This is a genomic window from Methylomonas sp. TEB (genome assembly GCF_047777895.1).
GTDB lineage: Bacteria > Pseudomonadota > Gammaproteobacteria > Methylococcales > Methylomonadaceae > Methylomonas.
On sequence record NZ_CP180476.1, the window covers coordinates 3731973 to 3754632 of the forward strand.

At 52.2% G+C, this 22660-nt stretch carries 27 protein-coding genes and 1 pseudogene; 12 read left to right on the forward strand and 16 right to left on the reverse strand.

Annotated features, from left to right (window positions below; translation table 11 throughout):
* The first annotated feature begins 55 nt into the window (after window positions 1-55).
* Complete coding sequence (locus ACMXD4_RS16680) at window positions 56-496, forward strand: FxsA family protein (protein ID WP_171694612.1); 441 nt, start codon at window positions 56-58, stop codon at window positions 494-496.
* Window positions 497-557: 61 nt separating this feature from the next.
* Here ACMXD4_RS16680 and ACMXD4_RS16685 read toward each other — a convergent pair whose 3' ends face one another.
* Complete coding sequence (locus tag ACMXD4_RS16685) at window positions 558-794, reverse strand: DUF2892 domain-containing protein (RefSeq protein WP_101051651.1); 237 nt, start codon at window positions 792-794, stop codon at window positions 558-560.
* Between the two features lie 101 nt (window positions 795-895).
* Between ACMXD4_RS16685 and uvrD the strand changes: the two genes are divergently transcribed.
* Entirely contained in the window at window positions 896-3061 is a 2166-nt protein-coding gene (uvrD, locus tag ACMXD4_RS16690; protein WP_415878814.1) for a DNA helicase II, read from the forward strand.
* Between the two features lie 67 nt (window positions 3062-3128).
* Here the strand turns inward: uvrD and pyk are convergent, their stop codons facing one another.
* Both pyk and gap read right to left on the reverse strand, forming a co-directional pair.
* Window positions 3129-4562 (reverse strand): pyruvate kinase, encoded by a 1434-nt coding sequence (gene pyk / locus ACMXD4_RS16695; RefSeq protein ID WP_415878815.1) that lies wholly within the window; start codon window positions 4560-4562, stop codon window positions 3129-3131.
* Window positions 4563-4570: 8 nt separating this feature from the next.
* Window positions 4571-5584 (reverse strand): type I glyceraldehyde-3-phosphate dehydrogenase, encoded by a 1014-nt coding sequence (gene gap, locus ACMXD4_RS16700; RefSeq protein WP_415878816.1) that lies wholly within the window; start codon window positions 5582-5584, stop codon window positions 4571-4573.
* Window positions 5585-5861: 277 nt separating this feature from the next.
* Between gap and ylqF the strand changes: the two genes are divergently transcribed.
* Complete coding sequence (gene ylqF, locus ACMXD4_RS16705; RefSeq protein WP_171694610.1) at window positions 5862-6782, forward strand: ribosome biogenesis GTPase YlqF; 921 nt, start codon at window positions 5862-5864, stop codon at window positions 6780-6782.
* A gap of 51 nt (window positions 6783-6833) precedes the next feature.
* Here ylqF and ACMXD4_RS16710 read toward each other — a convergent pair whose 3' ends face one another.
* Window positions 6834-7490, reverse strand: coding sequence for a methyltransferase (locus tag ACMXD4_RS16710; protein ID WP_415878817.1), 657 nt, complete (start codon window positions 7488-7490; stop codon window positions 6834-6836).
* A 349-nt stretch (window positions 7491-7839) separates the two neighbouring features.
* Here ACMXD4_RS16710 and ACMXD4_RS16715 point away from each other — a divergent pair, with 349 nt between their 5' ends.
* From ACMXD4_RS16715 to ACMXD4_RS16725, 3 genes are all read left to right on the forward strand, one after another.
* The gene (locus tag ACMXD4_RS16715) at window positions 7840-8280 is read left to right on the forward strand and encodes a cupin domain-containing protein (protein ID WP_415878818.1); all 441 of its coding nucleotides are present in this window, start codon (window positions 7840-7842) and stop codon (window positions 8278-8280) included.
* 485 nt (window positions 8281-8765) lie between these two features.
* Window positions 8766-8942, forward strand: a complete 177-nt coding sequence (locus tag ACMXD4_RS16720; protein WP_415878819.1) for a hypothetical protein — start codon at window positions 8766-8768, stop codon at window positions 8940-8942.
* A gap of 114 nt (window positions 8943-9056) precedes the next feature.
* Complete coding sequence (locus ACMXD4_RS16725; RefSeq protein ID WP_415878820.1) at window positions 9057-10100, forward strand: methyltransferase domain-containing protein; 1044 nt, start codon at window positions 9057-9059, stop codon at window positions 10098-10100.
* A 400-nt stretch (window positions 10101-10500) separates the two neighbouring features.
* Here ACMXD4_RS16725 and ACMXD4_RS16730 read toward each other — a convergent pair whose 3' ends face one another.
* The 3 genes from ACMXD4_RS16730 to ACMXD4_RS16740 form a co-directional block, all read right to left on the reverse strand.
* Entirely contained in the window at window positions 10501-10707 is a 207-nt protein-coding gene (locus ACMXD4_RS16730; RefSeq protein ID WP_101051662.1) for a type II toxin-antitoxin system RelE/ParE family toxin, read from the reverse strand.
* Window positions 10694-10879, reverse strand: a complete 186-nt coding sequence (locus ACMXD4_RS16735) for a hypothetical protein (RefSeq protein WP_101051660.1) — start codon at window positions 10877-10879, stop codon at window positions 10694-10696. The genes ACMXD4_RS16730 and ACMXD4_RS16735 overlap by 14 nt, the downstream gene beginning before the upstream one ends.
* Before the next feature lie 359 nt (window positions 10880-11238).
* Window positions 11239-11517, reverse strand: coding sequence for a hypothetical protein (locus tag ACMXD4_RS16740; protein WP_415878821.1), 279 nt, complete (start codon window positions 11515-11517; stop codon window positions 11239-11241).
* A 105-nt stretch (window positions 11518-11622) separates the two neighbouring features.
* Here ACMXD4_RS16740 and ACMXD4_RS16745 point away from each other — a divergent pair, with 105 nt between their 5' ends.
* Both ACMXD4_RS16745 and ACMXD4_RS16750 read left to right on the forward strand, forming a co-directional pair.
* Entirely contained in the window at window positions 11623-12858 is a 1236-nt protein-coding gene (locus tag ACMXD4_RS16745; RefSeq protein ID WP_415878822.1) for an RHS repeat-associated core domain-containing protein, read from the forward strand.
* Between the two features lie 22 nt (window positions 12859-12880).
* A complete protein-coding gene (locus ACMXD4_RS16750; protein WP_415878823.1) occupies window positions 12881-13378 on the forward strand; it encodes an Imm26 family immunity protein in 498 nt (165 codons plus the stop codon).
* Between the two features lie 207 nt (window positions 13379-13585).
* Here the strand turns inward: ACMXD4_RS16750 and ACMXD4_RS16755 are convergent, their stop codons facing one another.
* Together ACMXD4_RS16755 and ACMXD4_RS16760 are read right to left on the reverse strand one after the other, a co-directional pair.
* Window positions 13586-13861, reverse strand: coding sequence for a type II toxin-antitoxin system RelE/ParE family toxin (locus ACMXD4_RS16755; protein WP_415878824.1), 276 nt, complete (start codon window positions 13859-13861; stop codon window positions 13586-13588).
* A gap of 17 nt (window positions 13862-13878) precedes the next feature.
* Entirely contained in the window at window positions 13879-14064 is a 186-nt protein-coding gene (locus ACMXD4_RS16760; protein ID WP_415878825.1) for a hypothetical protein, read from the reverse strand.
* Window positions 14065-14185: 121 nt separating this feature from the next.
* Between ACMXD4_RS16760 and ACMXD4_RS16765 the strand changes: the two genes are divergently transcribed.
* On the forward strand, window positions 14186-14566 hold the full coding sequence (locus tag ACMXD4_RS16765; RefSeq protein WP_415878826.1) for a hypothetical protein: 381 nt from the start codon (window positions 14186-14188) through the stop codon (window positions 14564-14566).
* Here the strand turns inward: ACMXD4_RS16765 and ACMXD4_RS16770 are convergent.
* Window positions 14542-14856: a transcriptional regulator gene (locus ACMXD4_RS16770; protein ID WP_415878827.1), complete on the reverse strand. Its 315-nt coding sequence runs from the start codon at window positions 14854-14856 to the stop codon at window positions 14542-14544. The two genes, ACMXD4_RS16765 and ACMXD4_RS16770, sit on opposite strands and share 25 nt — an antisense overlap.
* The gene (locus ACMXD4_RS16775; RefSeq protein WP_415878828.1) at window positions 14853-15188 is read right to left on the reverse strand and encodes a type II toxin-antitoxin system RelE/ParE family toxin; all 336 of its coding nucleotides are present in this window, start codon (window positions 15186-15188) and stop codon (window positions 14853-14855) included. Before ACMXD4_RS16775 ends, ACMXD4_RS16770 begins: the two co-directional genes overlap by 4 nt.
* Window positions 15189-15298: 110 nt before the next feature.
* Between ACMXD4_RS16775 and ACMXD4_RS16780 the strand changes: the two genes are divergently transcribed.
* The gene (locus ACMXD4_RS16780; RefSeq protein WP_415878829.1) at window positions 15299-17701 is read left to right on the forward strand and encodes an RHS repeat-associated core domain-containing protein; all 2403 of its coding nucleotides are present in this window, start codon (window positions 15299-15301) and stop codon (window positions 17699-17701) included.
* 5 nt (window positions 17702-17706) lie between these two features.
* On the forward strand, window positions 17707-18447 hold the full coding sequence (locus ACMXD4_RS16785; RefSeq protein ID WP_415878830.1) for a hypothetical protein: 741 nt from the start codon (window positions 17707-17709) through the stop codon (window positions 18445-18447).
* Between the two features lie 499 nt (window positions 18448-18946).
* Here the strand turns inward: ACMXD4_RS16785 and ACMXD4_RS16790 are convergent, their stop codons facing one another.
* The 3 genes from ACMXD4_RS16790 to ACMXD4_RS16800 form a co-directional block, all read right to left on the reverse strand.
* On the reverse strand, window positions 18947-19297 hold the full coding sequence (locus tag ACMXD4_RS16790) for a type II toxin-antitoxin system PemK/MazF family toxin (protein ID WP_415878831.1): 351 nt from the start codon (window positions 19295-19297) through the stop codon (window positions 18947-18949).
* Window positions 19275-19475: a toxin-antitoxin system, antitoxin component, Xre family protein gene (locus tag ACMXD4_RS16795; protein WP_415878832.1), complete on the reverse strand. Its 201-nt coding sequence runs from the start codon at window positions 19473-19475 to the stop codon at window positions 19275-19277. Before ACMXD4_RS16795 ends, ACMXD4_RS16790 begins: the two co-directional genes overlap by 23 nt.
* 90 nt (window positions 19476-19565) lie before the next feature.
* Window positions 19566-19757, reverse strand: coding sequence for a hypothetical protein (locus ACMXD4_RS16800; protein ID WP_415878833.1), 192 nt, complete (start codon window positions 19755-19757; stop codon window positions 19566-19568).
* Between ACMXD4_RS16800 and ACMXD4_RS16805 the strand changes: the two are divergent.
* Window positions 19719-20015 (forward strand): annotated as a pseudogene (locus tag ACMXD4_RS16805) (transposase); the annotation flags it as partial. The gene ACMXD4_RS16800 and the pseudogene ACMXD4_RS16805 overlap by 39 nt on opposite strands.
* A gap of 65 nt (window positions 20016-20080) precedes the next feature.
* On the opposite strand, the gene ACMXD4_RS16810 reads toward ACMXD4_RS16805, so the two are convergent.
* Window positions 20081-20413 (reverse strand): hypothetical protein, encoded by a 333-nt coding sequence (locus ACMXD4_RS16810; protein ID WP_415878834.1) that lies wholly within the window; start codon window positions 20411-20413, stop codon window positions 20081-20083.
* A gap of 894 nt (window positions 20414-21307) precedes the next feature.
* A complete protein-coding gene (locus ACMXD4_RS16815; protein ID WP_415878835.1) occupies window positions 21308-22654 on the reverse strand; it encodes a peptide MFS transporter in 1347 nt (448 codons plus the stop codon).
* Window positions 22655-22660 lie beyond the last annotated feature (6 nt).

Sequence of the window (22660 nt, forward strand, 5' to 3'; positions counted from 1 at the left end):
ATTTGCACCAAGATGCTCTTAGTATTAGCGGCTTTTTACCGCAACCGGACTCACCATGAAAACCATGCAAATTCTGTTTATCGCTTTTTTGATCGTGCCGTTTGTGGAAATATACGTGCTATTGCAAGTCGGCGGCTTGATCGGCGCCTTTCCCACTATTTTACTGGTGGTTTTTACTGCGGTTTTGGGCGCTTGGCTACTACGTCGGCAAGGTTTCACCACCTGGCAGCGCTTCCAGTCCGGGTTGGCACAAGGGGAAATTCCGGCTTATGAAATGATCGAGGGCCCGATATTGCTGGTAGGCGGAGCGTTGTTATTGACGCCGGGATTTTTCACCGACCTGTTGGGTTTCGCTTGTACGATTCCAACCTTACGCAGAAAGATTGCTCAGTACATTATCGAGCATCATTTGCTGCAAACTCAGATGGGCTCTGTGTTTAAACAGGCACGAGACTCGCAAACCATTATCGAAGGCGAGTACAACAAACAAGATTAATAAGGTTTTTTTGAATCCGAATCCGCGCCAAAGGCGCAGATTCGGAGCTGGCCACTAGCAGTTATTGACCGGTAGACCCTGCATCAGCACCCAAGGTATTTTTGTCCATACCGGAATATACCGGGCACCAGCCGGAATAACTGGTCGCAACCAAGACCAAGCCAACCAACAACATCAGGATGCTGGCGGTAAACAGCGATACGCTGAGCAACACCACGCCAGAAACCATGCGAACTTTCTTATCTTTCTCGCCGATGTTGTGCTCAAATTTGATCAAACGTTTATAATCGAAGCTCATTTCCAATCCTCTCTGTGTTGTAGTTATTAGTCCCGACGCACGGCTTTCCCTTAAAAGCAAGCAAATATACACAGCTCCTCAAAATCTGCAAGCTATAAAAAATGGACGTCTCTTCTATCATCACCTCCTTAAACGACGACCAGCGCCTGGCCGTTTCCGCTCCCATGCAAGCCATGCTGGTATTGGCCGGGGCCGGTAGCGGCAAAACCCGGGTATTGGTCCATCGCATCGCCTGGCATATTCAAGTCAACCACATTTCGCCCTACAACATCCTGGCAGTGACCTTTACCAATAAAGCCGCCAACGAAATGCGCAACCGTATCGAAGAGCTACTGGAAACTCCGGCCCGCGCCATGTGGATAGGCACTTTCCACGGCCTGGCGCACCGCTTATTGCGGCAGCACGCCAAGCAAGCCAATCTACCCGAAACCTTTCAGGTGATGGATAGCGACGATCAATTGCGTATCATCAAACGGCTGATGAAAAACCTGAATCTGGATGACAGCAAGTGGCCGCCCAAGCAGGCTCAGTGGTTTATCAATGCGCAAAAAGACGAAGGCATCCGCGCGAAACATATGCAGGACAGCGGCGACTTTTATAACCGGCAGATGAAGGAAATTTACCTGGCATATGAAGACGTGTGCCAACGCTCCGGCTTGGTAGATTTTGCCGAATTGTTATTGAGGGCTCATGAACTGCTGCGCGATAACGAGGACTTACTGGCCTTTTACCGGCAGCGTTTCCAACAAGTCCATGTCGACGAATTTCAAGATACCAACACCATCCAATACGCTTGGCTGCGCCTGCTTACCGAAGGCAATAACAATTTATTCGTGGTCGGCGACGATGATCAGTCGATCTACGGCTGGCGCGGCGCTAAAATCGAGAATATTTTTAATTTCCAAAAGCACTATCCCGAGCACGGTATCGTCCGCCTGGAGCAAAACTACCGCTCCACCGGCCACATTCTGAAAGCCGCCAACACCCTGATCACCAATAACGACAATCGGATGGGCAAGGAATTATGGACTGCTGCCGGCGAAGGTCAGGCCATTTCCTTGTATTCCGCATTTAACGAGCAAGACGAAGCCTATTTTGTGGTCGAGAAAATCCGGCAATGGGTGAAAGACGGCGGCCTACGCAGCGAAACGGCAATTCTGTATCGCTCCAACGCCCAATCGCGGCAGTTTGAAGAGCGCTTGATGACCACCGCCACCCCTTACAGGGTATACGGCGGCCTGCGATTTTTCGAGCGTATGGAAATCAAAAATGCCCTCGCCTATTTACGACTGTCTACCAACCCGCACGATGACCCTTCGTTTGAACGGGTAGTGAATACGCCAACACGCGGTATTGGGGCCAAAACCCTGGACGATATGCGCATTTTAGCCCGCGAACAACAGGTATCACTGTGGCAAGCCGCGTTGGCTATGTTGGAAAGCAATCAACTACCTGCCCGCGCCAGCAATGCCCTGCGTGGCTTTTTAAATCTGATTATCGCGCTCGGCGAAACGACGAAAGAGTTGAGTCTGCACGAGACGGTCAAACAAGTCGTCGAGACCAGTGGCTTGATCGAGCTATATAAAAAAGAAAAGCAAGACAAAGGCGAAGCCAGAGTGGAAAACTTGGAGGAGTTAGTCAACGCCGCCAGACTATTTGATTACGACAGCGAAAACGCCGAAAACCTGGGCGAGTTGGACATGTTCTTAGCGCACGCCGCATTGGAAGCCGGCGAAATGCAAGGCGAAGTCGATGAGGATTGTGTGCAACTGATGACGCTGCATTCGGCTAAAGGCTTGGAATTCAAACTGGTGTTTCTGGTGGGCCTGGAAGAAGGCCTATTCCCTTCGCAACAAGCGCTGGACGATCCCGGGCGATTACAGGAAGAGCGCCGGTTGTGCTATGTCGGCATAACTCGGGCAATGCAACAGCTATATCTGACGCACGCCGAGTCGCGGCGGCTTTACGGCAAGGATAGTTATCCGCGCGCCTCGCGGTTTTTGCGCGAACTGCCGCCGGAATCGATTCAGGAAATCAGGTTGCGCGCCAATGTCAGCAGACCTTCTACCAATAGCGCACCGCAGTCCAAAGGTTTGGGCAGCAAGGGTACTTACAAACTCGGACAGCCTGTCAGGCACGAAAAATTCGGCGAAGGCGTGGTACTACAAATGGAAGGCGAAGGCGAACAAGAGCGGGTGCAAATCAATTTCCGCAATGCGGGCATCAAATGGCTGATGTTGGCTTACGCCAAACTGGATGCTGCTTAGAATATATTAAAAACGCGGCGTGCGGATAAACCGAACGCCGCGAAACAAGCCAATCCGACTCAGAGGATTAGTCGGTGACAGTAATGACCTTCAGGGAGTTAGTCCCGCCGCTGGCGCCGGTCAAGTCGCCTTTGGTGCGGATCAATGCATCGCCCGCTTTTACGACGCCACGGACTTTCAAAGCCTTGATCAGGCTGTCGGTCACGCTGGCCGACTCCATTTTCTCCTTAGCAAACGGAATCGGAAACACACCTTTGTAAAGAGTCACACGCCCCAAAGTGCGCTCCTGACTGCTGAACGCAAAGATAGGAATATCCGAGCTGATCCGCGACATCCAAAGCGGAGTAGAACCCGACTCGGTCAAAGACGCTATACCGGCAATTTTGGTATGGTTGGCCATATACATCGCGGACATCGCAATCGCTTCGTCCATCCGTTCGAACTTGTCAGTCATCCTGTGCATGGACTTGGTCACGCTCGGTTGCTTTTCAGTTTCCAAACAAATGCGAACCATGGCTTGCACGGTTTTCACCGGATGCTTGCCTGAGGCGGTTTCCGCGGACAACATGATCGCATCGGTACCATCGACAATGGCGTTAGCCACATCGAATACTTCTGCACGGGTCGGGATTGGATTCTCGATCATCGACTCCATCATTTGCGTAGCCGTGATCACCGCCCGGTTCAACTCGCGCGAACGGCTGATCAGCAGTTTTTGCGCAGCCGGCAAATTGGCGTCGCCGATTTCCACACCCAAGTCGCCACGCGCGACCATAATCGCGTCGGAGGCCAAGATGATTTCGTCGATAACTTCCATCGCTTCCGCGCGCTCTACCTTGGCAACCAAACCGGCGTAAGAACCGGCTGCTTGCAACAGCTCACGGGCTTCGTTCATATCGGCTGCCGTACGCGGGAAGGAAATCGCCACGTAATCGGCTTGAATCACCGCAATGGTTTTGATGTCTTCCTTGTCTTTGTCAGTCAAAGCTGCCGCGGACAAACCGCCACCCAACAAATTGATGCCTTTGTTGTTGGACAAATCGCCGCCAACTACTACCGTGGTATTGACGCGGGTGTTGTTTTCAACATTGACCACATCCAATACCACCCGCCCGTCATCCAGCAACAACCGAGTCCCCGGCTTCACTTCCCGCGCCAGCGGTTCGTAACTAATACCGACTTGGGTATTATCGCCATCCAGTTTGCCCAGATTAATGTCCAAAGCAAAAGCCTGACCTTCTTCCAGCCAGACTTTGTTCTCTTTAAACCGCTCGATACGGATTTTCGGACCTTGCAAATCGGCCAGAATACCGACGCGGCGACCGGTTTGTTTACTGAGTGCGCGGACGCGGTTGGCACGATCAATATGATCCTGCGCCGAGCCGTGGGAGAAATTCAAGCGGACAACATCGATACCTGCTTCGAACAAATCCTCGAGTACGCCAGGTTTGTCAGTGGCAGGTCCCAGCGTAGCCAGGATTTTCGTTCTTCGTAACAGCATGTAAACCCTTATTTAGCGTTAAACAAAGCAACCGTGGTGTCAAGCATACGGTTTGAGAAACCCCATTCGTTGTCGTACCAAGACAAGACTTTCACGAAGTTGCCGCCGGTGACTTTGGTCAGGCCTGCTTCGTAGATTGAAGAATGTGGGTTGTGATTGAAGTCCATGGATACCAATGGCTCGTCGTTGATCGCCAAAATGCCTTTCAAAGGACCCGCCGCCGCTTCGCGCAAAATGCCGTCGATTTCTTCTTTAGTGGTGTTGCGTGAGGCTTGAAAGCACAAATCCACTACAGACACGTTGATGGTTGGTACACGCATTGCAAAACCGTCCAGTTTGCCTTTCATTTCCGGCAATACCAAGCCTACCGCGGCAGCCGCACCGGTTTTGGTTGGGATCATGGATTGAGTAGCTGAACGCGCGCGGTGCAAATCGCTGTGGTAGACGTCGGTCAGTACTTGGTCGTTGGTGTATGAGTGGATAGTCGTCATCAAACCGTGATCGACACCGATGCTGTCCATCAAAGGCTTAACCAAAGGCGCCAAGCAGTTAGTGGTGCAAGAAGCATTGGAGATAACGGTGTCGGACGCTTTCAAGGTTTGGTGGTTAACACCGTAAACAATCGTAGCATCAACATCGTTGCCGCCAGGCGCGGAGATAATGACTTTTTTCGCGCCGGCAGTGATATGCGCGGACGCTTTAGCTTTGCTGGTGAAAAAACCGGTGCACTCATGAACAACGTCAATGCCCAACTCAGCCCAAGGCAATTTAGCGGGATCTCTTTCAGCAAATACCCGGATTTTATCGCCGTTGATCACGATGTAATCGCCGTCGACAGACACATCAAACGGAAATTTACCGTGTACGGTATCGTATTTGGTCAAGTGTGCGTTGGTTTTGGAATCGCCCAAATCGTTGATAGCGACCACTTGGATCTCGTTGGTGCGACCTGATTCGTACAAAGCGCGCATGACATTGCGACCGATACGACCATAACCGTTAATTGCAACTTTAATTGCCATAGAGTTTTCTCCGGGATGAGTGTGAAAGACTTGCGTCGAGATGTGCCAAAAGCACCAAAAATAGGCTGGATTGTAGCAACAAGCAGTCCTGTACGTCTACCGCCGCGGCGCGTTGCGGCGTACAGAAATCCGGCTTTTTAAACATGTCGGGGCTCTACCCCTGTTGAAGGGCGCTTACCATCCTGCACCTATAGGCCCTAAAGACAAACCAGTAATCAATAGCGCCGACCGGATAAAAGGTACAATTCTATTTTTTCCACTTACCGCAGCACAACCCATGCAAATTCAATGGTATCCCGGCCACATGCACAAGGCCAGCAAGGAGATCAAGTACGCCTTGCCCGACATCGATTTGCTGATCGAAATACTCGACGCCCGCATTCCTTACAGCAGCCAAAATCCCATGCTGGCGAATCTACGTGGAGACAAACCCACTATCCGCGTTCTCAGCAAAACTGACTTGGCCGATCCTGAACTGACTAAAACATGGCAAGCCTATCTAGAACGCGAACAGGCCGTCAAAACCCTGGCCGTCACTACCCAACAACCGGAAAAAATCAAACAGATTATTGACTTGTGCGCGAAGATGCTGCCGGAGAAAACCGCCGCCAACAAAGTCATCCGCACCATGATCATGGGCATACCCAACGTCGGCAAATCCACCATTATCAATGTGCTGGCCGGCCGTACCATCACCAAGACCGGCAACGAACCTGCCGTTACCAAGCAACAGCAGAAAATCAATTTGGCCAATAACATCGTACTATCCGACACCCCTGGCGTACTCTGGCCCAATGTGGAAAACCGCCACAGCGGCTACCGGTTGGCAGTAAGCGGTGCCATCAAGGATACGGCTTTCCAACACGACGACATCGCGCTGTATGCCCTGGAATATCTGCGTACAGCCTACCCGGAGCAGCTAAGCCAGCGCTATCGTTTGGCACCTTTGCCAGAAGAACCGCTCGCGCTATTACAAGCCATCGGCGCGAAACGCGGCTGTTTGCGTAGCGGCGGCATCGTCGAATTGGACAAAGCCGCCAAGCTACTAATGAATGAATTGCGCGCCGGTACTTTGGGTCAAATCACCCTGGAAACCCCCGAGATGATAGAAGCGGAAATGCTGGAACTGGCCGCCATCCGCGAGCAAAAGGCCGCTAAACAAGCAGCCAGACGGCGCGGCGGCAACCCACAGAATTAAAAGTCGCCAGACTAGAGCTCATCTCATCCCAAGTCCCAAGCGCGTCAGCTATTACGCTTTCATGACCTTATAAATATGATGCGCGCCGGCATGATTAACGGTGCTTTCTTCCACGGTAACCGAAAAACCGAAATCCGGACCAATGTTTTTCGGATCGTGTTCCTCGCCGACAAAATCCGAGTAGGGAATATAAATCCGCGTGTGCTCGGTAATATAGTCTTTCACTTGATGGAAAAACCGTCTCAATATGTCCCGCCCACCGTCTTCGTTCAGCCCGAAGGTGCCGTCTGACGGGTAATAATTGAAATTAAAAACGATCAGGTCGAACAGCGTGTGCGGCACATCGGCAAATAAATCGCTGTGCAGAAAATCGATAGGTGCCAAGTCAGGATTCAAGCGCGAGTTTTCCATGGTGCAATCTACCGCGTCCCGATTAAAATCGACACCCATGACGCTTTCACAGCCTATTTTTTTTAACAAAAACGCGAAATAGCCGCTGCCGCAGCCCATATCCAAAGCCATTTCGGCGGGCGGTTGTTGCAGAATGAAATTCCCAAAAAATGAGCTGGTCAACCCAAAGTCGGACGGAAACACATTTTTCGCAATCTTCAAAGTGATGCCATCCAACTCCGTCATATAGGGTTGTTTTTCCAAATAGTGGGCCAATTCCTGCTTGCGAGCATCGATGCTCATATCCGGCTGTTTCATAATTTACGATAGAGTTGAATGGCGCCACGCTTTTGGACGCGATTGTTTCAGGAGCCCGCCATAAACGGCTGGCCGGTTCATACTTGAATCCTACAACAAACAGCGGCGGGCAACCAAACCCTGTGCAGTTATTGCCTACCGTGCCAGGCCTGCATCATTGGCCAACTGCCTGCCTTTGATGTCGGCCACGCGGTTCGACCACCACGTGAGAGCGGGCAATTTGCCCGCCCTTTTCGGGCAAATATCAGCTTACCCAGGCCACCGCCTCACCTACACTGCAACTGTCCGCGATATTCAGAGCCCAAACATCAGCCTGCATACCCAGCCACCATCAAGCAGAGAACACACCATGAACACATATCTTTTCGACGACCGCCGTATCGATTGGCAAACCCTGGAGGGCTTCGAGCATTTACGCTATTTCATTCTAAACATCGACACCGACGCCAACATTGTCGACGTCTTGTTCAAATTTGCCGCCGGCCAACAAATAGTGCTGCACCGACACAAAGCGCCAAACCACATTTTCGTCATTCAAGGCGAACATAGAATCTACCAAGCCGACGGCACCTTGAAGGAGATCAGACCAGTCGGCAGCTACACCGTCAGCCCAGCCAGCGAGGTTCCGCACCGGGAAGGCGGCGGCGACATTGACGTCATCCTGTTGTTCAGCATCCGCAGCACGGGGGTGCTTTACGACATACTGGACAACGATGCCAACGTTATTGGTAGCCTGGCAATGTCCGACTTCGTGGCATTACATCAAGCGCAGTGCGGGCAAACGGGATAAAAATCGCGCAATCCCGATTATTTTGAAAGGGTGCAATGAAAACCTCGCTCTCCGCTCCGTTACTATTTGCTCAGGAATGAGCTGTACTGGCACTATCCAGTAGCGTCAGACTTTACTACTATCATCTCAGCTCGGCCGTCTATTCATGGCTTGGGCTTTAACTATTTATTAACCCGAGCCTATTTATCGTGGGTATGCCGTTGGGGCTGAGATTCTATGATTATTTGTCAAGCAGTGCCTGGAAGAATCAGTCTTCCCGTTCACAGGGGCGTCATCATCAATAACATCAAACTTAAGCCCTTCCCCTTTTAAAAAGAGGATCGATGGGGCTTATACGGCATGAACAATGCCCAAGCTGAACTTAATGGCATTGCGTTTATCATCAGAACCAAGCAGCGATTTATCTATTGTGGAATATTGTTGTAAGGTTTAAGCCAACCCTTACAACTTAGAGCGTGTGACCGATCCGATTAAGGAAATTTCCGATGCTCTCCCGTATTCTATTCAGCAGCAGTACCGCCAATTTCCCGGACGAGTTGATACGTACATTACCGTTCAGCTTATGCCGGAATGCCAGTGATTCTGACGACCCATCACAGCTTTCCGGACACACAAACCAATTCGGTATCGACTTGGCAGCGGCTAGGCCAATACTGGAGTGATTGCATCGATTGCCTTATCCTGGCTGCGGGCCCTAACCCGCGCGGCTATCTGTGCCGCAGCCATTTAAAACGCCCTTAGCACTTATCTTCAATAATAAAAACACGAGGCTTTCCATGACAACCAGTATCGAAATCAGCGAATCGGTCCGCCATTATTATGGTCAGGTCTTGCAATCCAGCAACGATCTGAAAACCAGCGCCTGTTGCAGCATCGACGCCATGCCGAGCTATTTAAAAACCTTGCTGGCTGGTCTGCATCCCGAAGTGTTGGAACGGTTTTACGGCTGCGGATCACCATTACCCCCCGCGTTGACCGGTAAAACGGTGCTGGATTTGGGCTGCGGCACCGGCCGCGACTGCTATCTGCTATCGAAACTGGTCGGCGCGACAGGACGGGTAATCGGCGTGGATATGACGCCCGAGCAACTAGAAGTGGCCGTGCGTCATCGCAACTGGCATGCCGAGCGCTTTGGATTTGCCAATGTTGAGTTTTTGCACGGTCACATCGAAAACCTGCGCACCGTAGGTATCGCCGACAACAGTGTCGACGTGGTGGTCTCCAATTGCGTGATCAACCTGTCGCCGGAAAAACCCAGCGTGCTGGAGGAAATATTCCGGGTATTGAAACCCGGCGGCGAACTGTATTTTTCCGATGTTTTTGCCGATCGCCGCATCCCGTTCGAACTGCGCCAAGACCCGGTGCTATTGGGCGAATGCCTGGGAGGTGCTTTGTATTGGGAAGACTTCCGGCGCATATTGCAAGAACTAGGCTGCCCAGATGTCCGCAAGGTCAAGCAAAGCCCCATCAGCATCGACGACCCGGACGTGTTCGCCAAAATCGGCATGGTCAAGTTCGATTCGGTGACGGTGCGCGCCTTTAAAATGCCCTTGGAAGACCGTTGCGAGGACTTCGGCCAAATCGCAACCTATTTGGGCACTATTGAGCAGCACCCGCACAGCTTTGATTTGGACGATCATCATCATTTCGAAACCGGCCGGCCGTTAAGAGTCTGCGGAAACACCGCCGACATGCTGGCGGGTAGCCGCTATGGCGAACACTTCCAAATACTAGGAGACAAAACCCGGCATTTCGGCTTATTCGACTGCTCGCCCGGACCCGGCAGCGAATCAGCCAAGGCTGACAGCGCCTGCTGCTGAGATGAAATTATGCCGTCAGGCATGAGGTTGCCGGCCGGGTCTTATTGGTAGGCCAGGGTTTTGCCGCCGGCGGTGGTCAGGCGGCTTTATAACGACATACGTCCGAATACGCTTCGTTATTCGAACCTACTCGCGCTGCTGGACGGCACCGTCAGCCTGGCCAGCTATGCCTACGACGACCTGTCTCGGCGTAGGTTTTAACCAATCGCGGCCACTAATCTTCATACCGCGATGTTCTAAATCACAAAGATCACTTTCGGCTTTTGGGGATTAGGTTCAACCGCGAATACCCTTTTTAAGCGTCGTCCCATGGCTTTTCCTCGTGTCCAGCGACATCACGGCGGCCGTGCATGATGGCAAGAATCAACACGCGATTCGATTCCAAACGGCACATGACGCGCTAGCTCTGCACAATAATTTCTCGTATCGATTTATCGTCAGCTTCTGGAATCAACCTACCGCTTTCTGGAAAATCCTTCAGTCGTCGCGTGGCAAGCACGATTTTTTGACCGAAGCGACGGGCATAAAAGGACGAATCGCGACTAATATAACGGACTAAATCGTCAAGATCGTCTCGAGCCAGATCAGACCATTCAACTCGCATCATGTAGATAGCGTTTTTCTATATCTTCCTGTGATGTGACTTTACCTTCCGCTGCTGCGTGTAACGATTGCTCAAGCTTCTGCCGCACATAGATGGCATACATGGCATCGTCAAAGGTAGCCTGTTCGGTCAGGTGGTCGGCAATATCGTGGACAATTTGTTTAACAGTTTGCATAGTGAGTTGTCCTCATGAGTCTGATCGGATCTCGGTGTTCTGCTCGTAAGCTGGCATTTAGACATTCTACCAGATGCCTTCGGTGTTGAGAAACTGGTCTCCTTGGTTCGGCAGACCGATATTGACCTCAACAGGTTTGACCAACCAGCTCTGTTTGAGCGAACGACTAGCGATTGGCATTCATATGATGATGTGCTCGCGTTGCCGCAATAAAGCCGCGCATCGCCATACCGACAACTGCAAAACCGGTTGGATAAAGAATCCTGAGAAGAATCAAAAAATTGCCAGGTAGCGGCTAAACGCAGCCAGTCACCAAACCTGTCAATCGCAAGTGGTCGGTCTACACTGATACGTGATGGTTAATCCGACCCGACCGCCCTTTTTAATAGCGGTTTGAACGCCCATATAGCTAAGCCGGTAGCGCCGCCCATCGCCGCCAATAGTAGAAAGAAATCCTGTCTGGGCATTTGCTCGTAAAAACTGCCTATATAGCCAGATAAATAATTGCCAAAAAACGTCGACAGAAACCACATGCCCATTAGCATGCCTACCAAGCGCGGCGGAGAGACTTTGCTGACCAGCGACAAGCCAACCGGTGACAGATAAAAGGCCGTAAGTCGCAATCGGTAGGGCGTCAATAGGCAACGCCGTATTGCGCCGCATGTTAACCAATCGCGGCCAGCTACGCCTACGACGACCTGTCGCGGCGCACCACCGTCACCGGCTACGACGCGCAATCGGCGTTGGCCAGCCTGACCCAAAACCTGGCCGGCACCGCCCAGGACAACACCTGGAGCTACACCCGCAACCAGGTGCAAGACATCAAAGCGGCCAGCTGGACCAACAACAGCTACCAATGGACCGGCTACACCAACGGCACGCGCAGCTACACCGCCAACGGCCTGAACCAATACGCCACGGCCGCCGGCAGCACCCTGAGCTACGACGCCAACGGCAACCTGGGTGGCGATGGGGTGTGGACCTACGCTTACAACCTCGACAACCAACTGACCAGCGCCAACAAAACCGGCTCGGCCAACAGCCTGGCCTACGACGGCGCCGGCCGCTTGAGCCAAACCACCCTGGCGGGTGTCGTCACCAACCTGAGCTACGACGGCAGCGACCTGGTGGCTGAATACAACAGCACCGGCACCCTGCTGAGACGCTACGTACACGGCCCTGGCGTTGACCAACCCTTAGTCTGGTACGAAGGCGCCGTCACCACCAACAAAACCTGGTTGTACAGCGACCACCAAGGCAGCATCGTCGCCACCGCCAACAGTGCCGGCACCAGTACCGCCACCTTGAGCTACGGCCCTTACGGCGAACCGAATGCCACCACCGGCGTCCGCTTCCGCTACACCGGCCAGCAGCTGATTGGCCCGCTCAACCTGTACTACTACAAAGCGCGGATGTACTCGCCCGCCATCGGCCGGTTCTTGCAGACCGATCCGATTGGCTACCAGGATGGCTTGAATCTGTATGCCTATGTGGGGAATAATCCGTTTAATCGCAATGATCCGAGCGGGTTGATTGCTGCTGATGCAAGGATGCTGGCGGGGAAAATTGGTGGAGATCTCACCTCGTTTCCGCCGGTACCTGCAAATTATTCGTCGACTAGAACACCGGAGACTGTACAGAAAGAATTCGATTTTGCGATGAATTTTGTCGGCATTGGCTCTGTGGGTAAAGTCACCAACAGCGTGACCAACGTGGTTTACCAAGGACTTGATTCGGCCGGTGTCGTTAGATATGTCGGTATTACCATGCGAGATGCCGCGATTAGATTTAACGAACATCTCAATTCAATAGGAACAGGTAAGGAATTTTTGAGGTATGACGTTATCGATGGCGCTGTAAATTTATTGAGAAGCGAAGCCAAAGTGATTGAACAACAGTTGATCGATAAATACGGTTTAGGAAAAGATGGTGGACAGCTTTTGAATAAAATCAATTCGATTGCTCCCGGTAAAAATTAAAAGCAATGCAGTATGGATTATTATGGCAAGAGTCGTTACTAAAATCGGGGATATATTTTGCGTCAAAGTCGACGACAGAACTAAGCAATACTTTCAATATATTGCTAATGATCTGACACAGCTAAACAGTGATGTCATTAGGGCGTTTAAAAAAACGTACCCTATTGACGAAAAGCCTAACTTGGCCGAAATTGTTAAAGATGAAGTTATCTTTTATGCCCACTGTGTGACTAATTTGGGTGTCAAGTTGGGCGTTTGGGAGAAGGTAGGTAAAGTACCATTTGATGGCGAAGTCAATGCGCTTTTCAGAGGCACCAATGATCATGGTCATAAACTTGGCGAGGAGCCAGTGAAAATATCTAATAATTGGTATGTCTGGAAAATCAATGAGGAATTTAGACGGGTAGGCAAATTAGAGGGCGACAATCAAAACGCTGAAATCGGTTTGGTTGTAAATCCTTTTGATATAGCGCATCGGATGCGAACCGGGGAATATGATTTCGTTTATCCTGGATATTAGAGAGGGCGGATTCAAAACAAGGCCGACGGAGGCCGTAAGTCGGAAGTGGCGTTAGCCGTGTTCCGATTTATGACGCCAACGGCGACCTCGGCGGCAATCAAGGTCGTAAGTCGCAATCGATAGGACATCAATAAGCGAAGCCGTATGTTTTAGCCAGTTCCGGCCGGCACCCTCACCACCTGGCCGGAAGCCACCCCCCGTTCTAAGTCACTGCTCGCGCAGTATCTCGTCAGGCTGTAAGTCTCGGCGTTTATGAATGACCGCGAGCACTTCGATATGCGTCGTTTTGATCTCGTAAAGAATGCGGTAAGAATAGAGCGAGAGTTCACGCACAGCCTCGTCGCTCAGTTCCGGCACCGTCCGGCCAAGGTGGGGCAGTTTATCTAGTCCAATCGTTTTACTAACCAGCGCTTCAGTCACCCGCTTGGCATATAGAGGTGAATCCTGCGCAATATAGTCGTGAATGTGACGAAGTTGGGCCAATGCGTGATCGGTCCACTTTACCACGCCTGAATATCTCTCAGTACCTGTTCGGCGGGTGTGGTCTTGCGCTGTTCGGCGTCTTGTTGGCCGCGCCGGATGTTTTCCAGCACATAGAGCCGGTACATAATTTCCTCCATGTCGGCGGTATCTGGTAAACGCTGAATGGTAGCAAGGGCTTCTTGTTTAGCGGTGTGTAGTTGCATGGTGAACTTCTCCTTTAGTCGCTGATGGCATTCTAGGCTTGTCCGGCATTGGTCAGGGTAGTGTGCACATGGCGTACCTTCTGGGACACTATTCTACAGGCTGGACGCCTTCGCCACCAACTTGACCCAAGTCAACGGCCCGCGCACCGACGCCGACGGCCGTCTGATCCGCAGCGCCGCGCAGATCGGTACCCAATGGCTGGTGTCCTGCAGCAGCTACACCCCGAGCGGCAAACTGCTGAAAGCCTGGGGTCCTGGCACCACCACGGCCGACACCACCTGTCCGGCTGCGGCCGCCCCGGTCACCGTCGCCGACTACGTCTACGACAAGCTGGATCGCCTGAGCACCCTGACCGAAAACCTGCCGGCGGCCGACGGCGGCAACTGCGTCACCCAGACCGTCTACAACAGCGATGACAGTGTACAGATCCTCAAAAAAGCCGTGGGCAACGGTATAATGCGATCCGAACAACCTTATTACACCGCTCTGACTTCAAAGTGAACGCCACTTTGGGTTTGGAGCTGAGAGATAACAGCAAAGAGATTTCTAGCTTGTGGATTGCCTTTCTGGCTAAACATGCGCATCAGGCTTTTGGGTGGAGTATTGGTGACCTCGCCAAGTCGCTCAAAGCCAATCGTTGCGTTGATATAATCTCGTAAAATGGCCTTGCCGGTATCCACATCCCCGGACAAAAGGCATTCAATCCCTTCTCGCAATAATGCGTCGCGAAATTCCGTATCTTGCCCGATACGCGCTATCACAGTATCTTTGAAATTGCGGGTTAAAGTCATTTGTCACCTCTTTGGCGTTTGCGCTGTTTGTAATCAGTCCATCTGGCTTGTGCATTCTCGATGTCTTGTTGTTGCCGCTTCTTTGTACCGCCCGCCAGCAGGATCACAAGTCGCCCGCCATCTTTGCCAAAATAAATTCTGTACCCTGGTCCAGAATCGATGCGAAATTCTGATACGCCGGCACCGACACCTTTGGCATTCGAGAAATTCCCCTGTTCCAGCCGAATAATCGCGGTTGCTATCTTGGCGGCAACAGATGCATCAAGATCATTAAACCAATCCGCGAAAGGACTGCGACCATTCGTATCGGTATATTCGTGAATCTGAATCATGCCCGATAGTAACCTAAGGGTTACCGTCATTCAATGAAATTATTCCACCAACAAATACGCGCCGTAACCTGACCCAAGTCAACGGCCCGCGCACCGACGTCACCGACACCGTGGCCACCGCTTACGACAACCAACGGCGGCCGATACAGCTGACCAACGCTCTGGGCAAACTGACCAAGCAAGCCTACGACGCCGATGGCCGTCTGATCCGCAGCGCCGCGCAGATCGGTACCCAATGGCTGGTGTCCTGCAACAGCTACACCCCGAGCGGCAAACTGCTGAAAGCCTGGGGTCCTGGCACCACCACGGCCGACACCACCTGTCCGGCTGCGGCCGCCCCGGTCACCGTCGCCGACTACGTCTACGACAAGCTGGATCGCCTGAGCACCCTGACCGAGAACCTGCCGGCGGCCGACGGCGGCAACTGCGTCACCCAGACCGTCTACAACAGCGATGACAGTGTACAGATCCTCAAAAAAGCCGTGGGCAACGGTATCGCGCAGAACTACGCGAACTACACCTACAGCAACAACGGCCTGCCGCTCACCGTTAAGGATGCCAAAAACCAGCTGACCACCTACCAATACGACGGTCACGACCGGAAACTGAAAACCCTGTATCCGGACAAAGTCACCGCCGGCGCCTCCTCGGCGACCGACTTCGAACAAGTGGCCTACGACGCCAACAGCAACGTCACCAGCTTGCGCAAACGTAACGGTCAAAGCATCACCTTGGCCTACGACAACCTCAACCGTTTGCTGAGCCGGACCTATCCGACCGCCGCCGACAACATCAGCTTCAGTTACGACCTGTTGGGCCGTAAAACCGCCGCCAACAAAACCGGCTACGCCATCGGCTACGTCTACGACAACGCCGGCCGCCTGACCAGCACCACCGCCGGCGGCAAAACCCTGGCCTACCAGTACGACCCGGCCGGCAACCGCACCCGCACCACCTGGCCGGAAGCCACCGCGTTCTACATTACCGCCAGCTACGACGCCCTCAACCGGCCGACCGCCCTGCTGGAGAACGGCACCGTCAGTCTGGCCAGCTACGCCTACGACGACCTGTCGCGGCGCACCACCGTCACCGGCTACGACGCGCAATCGGCGTTGGCCAGCCTGACCCAAAACCTGGCCGGCACCGCCCAGGACAACACCTGGAGCTACACCCGCAACCAGGTGCAAGACATCAAAGCGGCCAGCTGGACCAACAACAGCTACCAATGGACCGGCTACACCAACGGCACGCGCAGCTACACCGCCAACGGCCTGAACCAATACGCCACGGCCGCCGGCAGCACCCTGAGCTACGACGCCAACGGCAACCTGGGTGGCGATGGGGTGTGGACCTACGCTTACAACCTCGACAACCAACTGACCAGCGCCAACAAAACCGGCTCGGCCAACAGCCTGGCCTACGACGGCGCCGGCCGCTTGAGCCAAACCACCCTGGCGGGTGTCGTCACCAACCTGAGCTACGACGGCAGCGACCTGGTGGCTGAATACAACAGCACCGGCACCCTGCTGAGACGCTACGTACACGGCCCTGGCGTTGACCAACCCTTAGTCTGGTACGAAGGCGCCGTCACCACCAACAAAACCTGGTTGTACAGCGACCACCAAGGCAGCATCGTCGCCACCGCCAACAGTGCCGGCACCAGTACCGCCACCTTGAGCTACGGCCCTTACGGCGAACCGAATGCCACCACCGGCGTCCGCTTCCGCTACACCGGCCAGCAGCTGATTGGCCCGCTCAACCTGTACTACTACAAAGCGCGGATGTACTCGCCCGCCATCGGCCGGTTCTTGCAGACCGATCCGATTGGCTACCAGGATGGCTTGAATCTGTATGCCTATGTGGGGAATAATCCGTTTAACCGGAGGGATCCGTCAGGACAGTTTTTCACGCCTGATACACTGTTGGATATTGGATTTATAGCGTATGACATCGGGGTATTAGGCTACGATATTTATGCGAATGGCGGCGCTAATTGGGCCGTGCATACCGGTGCGTTAGCGGCCGACATCGCAGGTGCGGCAATTCCATTCGCTACAGGAGCAGGACAAGCCTATCGTGCCGGCAACAAGCTGGTGGATGTCGCTCAACAAGCCGGTAATGCCGTTTCTGCGGGGGGAACTGCACAAAGCTATGGAATGAAGGTACATAAAGAGTTCGACACACTTTTGAACAATGGTGCCGCTGGTAAGTCCATTTCTGGTGAAACTTCATATGTCGGCGGTCATTTGGATGGTAGTTATAGGCCTAAAGGAAGCTCAAATCCTGACGCCGTATTAGGTAATGTAAACAGTCCTACTGCCGTTTATGACTTGAAGACCGATCAATCAGGGATTTCCAATGCCCAGATGAATCGGTATAACAGTAATCTACCAGCAGGAACTCCCGTGTATACAGTTACCGCAGGCGGACATAATGTCCCCAGACCGGGAAGCTGGTCTGGTGGTGGGGCTGCTTTCAACTCCGGATACCTTTTAGGCGGCGCTCTGAAATAGGGAATATGTATAAAGCCAAAGACCTTGCAAAGTTTGTAAAGACACAGTTATTGCCATTGCTGCCAGATGAATATACTGCAGTACATGGCAATAGAACTGTGCTTAGAATGCGGGGGCATATAGTGCAATGGATTGGCTTGGATGTTGGGCGAGGAGGGTATTTAAAGATTATCCCTACACTATATGTGGCGGGAGCCAACAATACAGAAATCGTGATGACATGTACGGCAAGCTTGTATGGGTTGCGTCAACCCAGAGACTGGCATTTCGATGAAAACACTCAATTAGATAATGATTTTGCTAAGCTTGTTATCGAACGCATCGAAACCGAAACGCCAATCTCGTTCATTCAACCACTTGATGATGAGGCGATAATCAAGGCGTTAATTTGGTTTAACAAACACGTAAAACATTGGGCCGTCAATTGGTATATCGCGTTCTGGTACTTATGTCAGGGCGATCCATCTGCCTTGCCTTATTTGAACAAGCTCGAAAAATATTTTGCTGACGTTTGCGGTCCAAAAGCCAAATATCCTGTACGGGATTGGGAGAAAGCGCATTGGGCCAGAATTAAGTTATTGCAGGCTCGTATGTCCGATTCTCATTGCGTCGAGCTATGTCGAGAGGAAGCAGAGCAACATGCCGCGCAATTAGGCTTGCCCAAACTGGTTTGGCCGACCGAATGGGCAACCGAAATGCGACCTGCGGAACAACAAAGTTTGTTGGCCAATATTTTTGGTTTATGAAAACAATAAAGGCTATAGGTCGCAACCCGATGAGATGTGCCGACGCAAGGAGGCGCATCGTTGTGTGCCCGGCATGGGCTAAAACTAGTTATCTGAAAGGTGATAACCGGAGCCAGTAATGACAACCGTAGCGAAACGCAAGGTAGAAACCGCGAGGTCAAGCTGAAAGAAGCGCGTAGCAAAAGCACGACCGCAGGAACACGAACAAGCAGTGAGGCCGGGTGTGGGCGATCAGTGTGCAACGAGACACGAAATCCAACCATTACCGAAAGACACATCAGGTAGAGCTTGGCGGCACGGGCCGAAAGTTTTAGCACCTTACCCGGGGAGATCTCCCAAATGAAGGCCGTAAGTCGCAATCGGTAGGGCGTCAATAGGCGGAGCCTTATTGCGCCGTATGTTTTAGTCCATTTCGTCAGGCACCCGCAACGCAGCCTGACGGAAGCCACTACGCTATAACCCACTCGGCTGTTGCGAGCCTTACGCGGGCGTCATCGCATTACTCACCCAAAATCGTCTGAAGTACCTTGCCCAGCGCTTCACGATCAGTTATTGACAAGCGCCCCATCACCTTGACGATCTGAGTTTGCTCCAAGGTAACGAGCAACGGCTTGAGCACCGAGGGTTTGGCCAACCCTGCTGCCTGCCAGTCTTGCAGAATGGCTTCGCCGGTGGTCAGAGGTTGCCTGATCTGGCTGGTGATGGCCATCAAAATCACATCGGGCCGGTTCTGTTGATAGCTTTGGCGGCTGACGATCACGGCGGGACGCTTCTTGGTGGCTTGCAGATTGGTGAACGGAAAGGCTACCAAAACCACATCGCCGAAGTCATAGCTGGTCGTAGATAGCATCTTCGTCGTTGTTCCAGAGCTTTGCGAACGCGGTTTCGGAGAGGTGGGCGAAGTCCCGCCGCAAACGGTTGTCCTGATCGCGTTGTTGTAAAAAGTCAATAAAATCGTCCACTTCCGCCAAACGATCCGGCGAGAGGTGTTCCAGTTTCTCTACCATATGTTTAACTTGCGGTTGCATATTTAATCCTCGTTTAGTAGCTGACGACAGGCTTGTCTGGTATTGGTCAGAGCGCAGCTGGTAGTGGGCATTAGCGTGCTTTTTGAGACATTATTCTACAAGCTTGACGTCGCGACTACCATCGTTGGGAAACTGGTCTTGTACCCACCACGCCACCAACAAATACGTGCCGCAAACCGTGGTTGCCGATGCCGGTACCGGTACCGGTAAGCTCAATCTGACCCAAGTCAACGACCCGCGCACCGGCAGGCCGCCGCCTTCGCTGGACTCGATCCAAGGCAATACGAATCGGGTAGTAGTATCAAGGGCAAACCCAGACTCTCCAAAATAGGCCACTCGTTCTTGCGAAAAGCCATGTATATGCCTGCCATGGTGACACTTTATAAAACGGCCTGGGGAAAACAATTCAGAAACCGATTAGCCTGCGCCGGTAAGCCCAATAAACTCATTATCGGTGCCATGATGCGAAAATTGATTCATGTGGCGTTCGGCGTCTTAAAATCCGCCAAACCCTTCGATTCGGCTATTCATTTGGCTTGACTTGGATAACAGTATCTACGCGGGCTTGTGTATAACGAGATACCTATAGGCGCACCTTATCGCGTTTATTTAGGAAGCTTTAATCCCCTATTTTCTAGCACTTCTTTATCTTCTGGATGAAGATAATATTCGGTAGGAGAGGTATAAGCTCTACCAGCATGATCAACCACCCTGCCATTAAGTTCGTGAGCTAACTCAATCATCCGACTTAATGTCGCAGCATCGGGGTTTTTGATCCAACATGCACCGCTGTTCAAAATGAGCTTACCTTTGGCTTTACACGTAGGATCAACGACCAGAGCATCCTTTTCCCTTTTGGAACCAGTTTCGCTTGGCCCCAATTCCAGATCATTGCGAACCTTAGCTAACTCAATAAATTGTTCTCTCGTTGGCGGCAAGAGTCTGTAGCTTTTTTTGCGGCCGAGAAACCACGGCGCGTAGCGGGTCTCTCGGCCAACGATTATCCAATAAATCCCTTTTCTTAGTGTCTTGGCCTTATCCTTATCGTTTATAAAAAGCTACTTCATCAATTTGTGTGCGGCTATGCCAACTCCTAAGCCGGCGTCTAATTTCCAAGCATTGGTGAAACCCTGTCCGCATTCATAAATCAAAGGGATACCAGAACCTGCTCCATATTGTCTTTCATGCTTCGCCCATTGACCGGCTGTGGTAAGGTCTGCCCATAAACCATTTGTACCAGACCATGGATATATCCGCACCTCCCAAAACACGATTTGCCTCCCCCGTAGACGCATTGGTCGCTACATAACTCAAGATATTACCACCGTGCATGTTTCCAACCACACCGTGATAACGCGATCCTTGCACAGCTGCATTAGAGGTCATTGGTGCCAGTCTACTGACTTGATTCGCCACATCAGCAACTTGCGACACATCGTATCCAATTTGAGCGGAAGTTCGAATTGAATTCCCTGGTTCCAAAGACTTTAAGCCTGCGCTAACACCTGCCGGCAAGGATGGTATGGCTGTGGTCAAGCCGTCATAGATAAGACCAATCCTATCTGCCATCAGGATGAGCCCGCTTTACCGGCCCGACCGCAACAGGTTTGACCAACCAGCTCTGTTTGAGCAAACGACTAGCGATTGGCATTCATATGATGATGTACTCGCGTTGCCGCAATAAAGCCACGCATCGCCATACCGACAACTGCAAAACCGGTCGGATAAAGAATCCTGAGAAGAATCCAAAAATTGCCAGCTAGCGACTAAACGCAGCCCCCTACCCCAAAGCTGTCAGTGGTAAATGTGCAGCCAACACTGATACATGATGGTTAATCCGACCCGACCGCCCTTTTTAATAGCGGTTTGAACGCCCATATAGCTAAGCCGGTAGCGCCGCCCATCGCCGCCAATAGTAGAAAGAAATCCTGTCTGGGCATTTGCTCGTAAAAACTGCCGATGTAACCAGACAAATAATTGCCAAAAAACGTCGACAGAAACCACATGCCCATTAGCATGCCTACCAAGCGCGGCGGCGAGACTTTACTGACCAGCGACAAGCCAACCGGCGACAGATAAAGTTCGCCTAGCGTGTAAATCAAGGTACACAATGCCAGCCATAGAAAGCTGATTTTTTCGGTGGATTGCACACCGCTGATCGCGAAAATCAGTACCAAAAACGACGCGCCTAACAATATCGAGCCGAATGCCATTTTGCCAACGCTGGAACTTTGCCGCCCCTGGTCCGCGTGGTAGCGGGAAACATGGTCGATCAAGGGTACCAACAAGAATATAAAGGCCGGATTCAGGGATTGAAACCAGGTGGAGGGCATTTCCCAGCCGAAGATATGCCAATCGGTGTTGTGCTCGGCGAACAGTTGCAGCGTGTTGCCTTGTTGCTCGTAAACTGCCCAGAACAAAATATTCAGCACTGCTAAAGCCGTCAAGCCGCCTAGTGCCTGCCATTCTTTGATGGTCAGCGGTTCAGGCTTGATGACGTGGGCCGCCGGTTTAACAAATTGATCCGCTCCCAGATATTTTTGCCCAAACAGATAGACCAGCAAACCCATTAGCATCCCGAAGCCGGCGGCGCCGAAGCCGTAATGCCAGCCGTAGCGTTGCCCCAAGGTGCCGCAGATCAACGGCGAGAAAAACGCGCCCAGGTTGATGCCCATATAAAAAATCGTAAACGCGCCGTCGCGGCGCGGATCGCCGGGGGGATATAAATTGCCCACCTGTGTCGAAATGTTGGGCTTGAAACAGCCGTTACCTAAAATCAAAAACAACAGCGCCAACAAGAAAAACGCTTCGGCAGCCATCAAAAAATGGCCGATAGCCATCAACACGCTGCCCACTATCACGCATTTGCGCGGCCCCAACACCCGGTCCGCCAAAATGCCGCCGAACAGAGGGGTGAAGTACACCACACCTGTATATAAGCCGTAAATCTGCGAGGCCAGGGCTTGCGTGGACAAAGGCCCGAACAATCCCTGCAAACCAGTTTGAAGCGTCGCAAATCCGAATACCAAGGTATCGGTTTGCGCGGCTTGAATTAAATGCTGGGTCATATACAACACCAGCAAAGCGCGCATGCCGTAATAGGAAAAGCGCTCCCACATTTCTGTGAAAAACAGCACAAACAAGCCGATGGGATGACCAAACAGATTTTCTTGATTCACGTGGGA

Coding starts and splice junctions, on each gene's coding strand:
- ACMXD4_RS16680 (WP_171694612.1), top strand. CDS start 56: ATGAAAACCATGCAAATTCTGTTTATCGCTTTTTTGATCGTGCCGTTT.
- ACMXD4_RS16685 (WP_101051651.1), bottom strand. CDS start 794: ATGAGCTTCGATTATAAACGTTTGATCAAATTTGAGCACAACATCGGC.
- uvrD (WP_415878814.1), top strand. CDS start 896: ATGGACGTCTCTTCTATCATCACCTCCTTAAACGACGACCAGCGCCTG.
- pyk (WP_415878815.1), bottom strand. CDS start 4,562: ATGCTGTTACGAAGAACGAAAATCCTGGCTACGCTGGGACCTGCCACT.
- gap (WP_415878816.1), bottom strand. CDS start 5,584: ATGGCAATTAAAGTTGCAATTAACGGTTATGGTCGTATCGGTCGCAAT.
- ylqF (WP_171694610.1), top strand. CDS start 5,862: ATGCAAATTCAATGGTATCCCGGCCACATGCACAAGGCCAGCAAGGAG.
- ACMXD4_RS16710 (WP_415878817.1), bottom strand. CDS start 7,490: ATGAAACAGCCGGATATGAGCATCGATGCTCGCAAGCAGGAATTGGCC.
- ACMXD4_RS16715 (WP_415878818.1), top strand. CDS start 7,840: ATGAACACATATCTTTTCGACGACCGCCGTATCGATTGGCAAACCCTG.
- ACMXD4_RS16720 (WP_415878819.1), top strand. CDS start 8,766: ATGCTCTCCCGTATTCTATTCAGCAGCAGTACCGCCAATTTCCCGGAC.
- ACMXD4_RS16725 (WP_415878820.1), top strand. CDS start 9,057: ATGACAACCAGTATCGAAATCAGCGAATCGGTCCGCCATTATTATGGT.
- ACMXD4_RS16730 (WP_101051662.1), bottom strand. CDS start 10,707: ATGATGCGAGTTGAATGGTCTGATCTGGCTCGAGACGATCTTGACGAT.
- ACMXD4_RS16735 (WP_101051660.1), bottom strand. CDS start 10,879: ATGCAAACTGTTAAACAAATTGTCCACGATATTGCCGACCACCTGACC.
- ACMXD4_RS16750 (WP_415878823.1), top strand. CDS start 12,881: ATGGCAAGAGTCGTTACTAAAATCGGGGATATATTTTGCGTCAAAGTC.
- ACMXD4_RS16760 (WP_415878825.1), bottom strand. CDS start 14,064: ATGCAACTACACACCGCTAAACAAGAAGCCCTTGCTACCATTCAGCGT.
- ACMXD4_RS16770 (WP_415878827.1), bottom strand. CDS start 14,856: ATGACTTTAACCCGCAATTTCAAAGATACTGTGATAGCGCGTATCGGG.
- ACMXD4_RS16775 (WP_415878828.1), bottom strand. CDS start 15,188: ATGATTCAGATTCACGAATATACCGATACGAATGGTCGCAGTCCTTTC.
- ACMXD4_RS16785 (WP_415878830.1), top strand. CDS start 17,707: ATGTATAAAGCCAAAGACCTTGCAAAGTTTGTAAAGACACAGTTATTG.
- ACMXD4_RS16790 (WP_415878831.1), bottom strand. CDS start 19,297: ATGCTATCTACGACCAGCTATGACTTCGGCGATGTGGTTTTGGTAGCC.
- ACMXD4_RS16795 (WP_415878832.1), bottom strand. CDS start 19,475: ATGCAACCGCAAGTTAAACATATGGTAGAGAAACTGGAACACCTCTCG.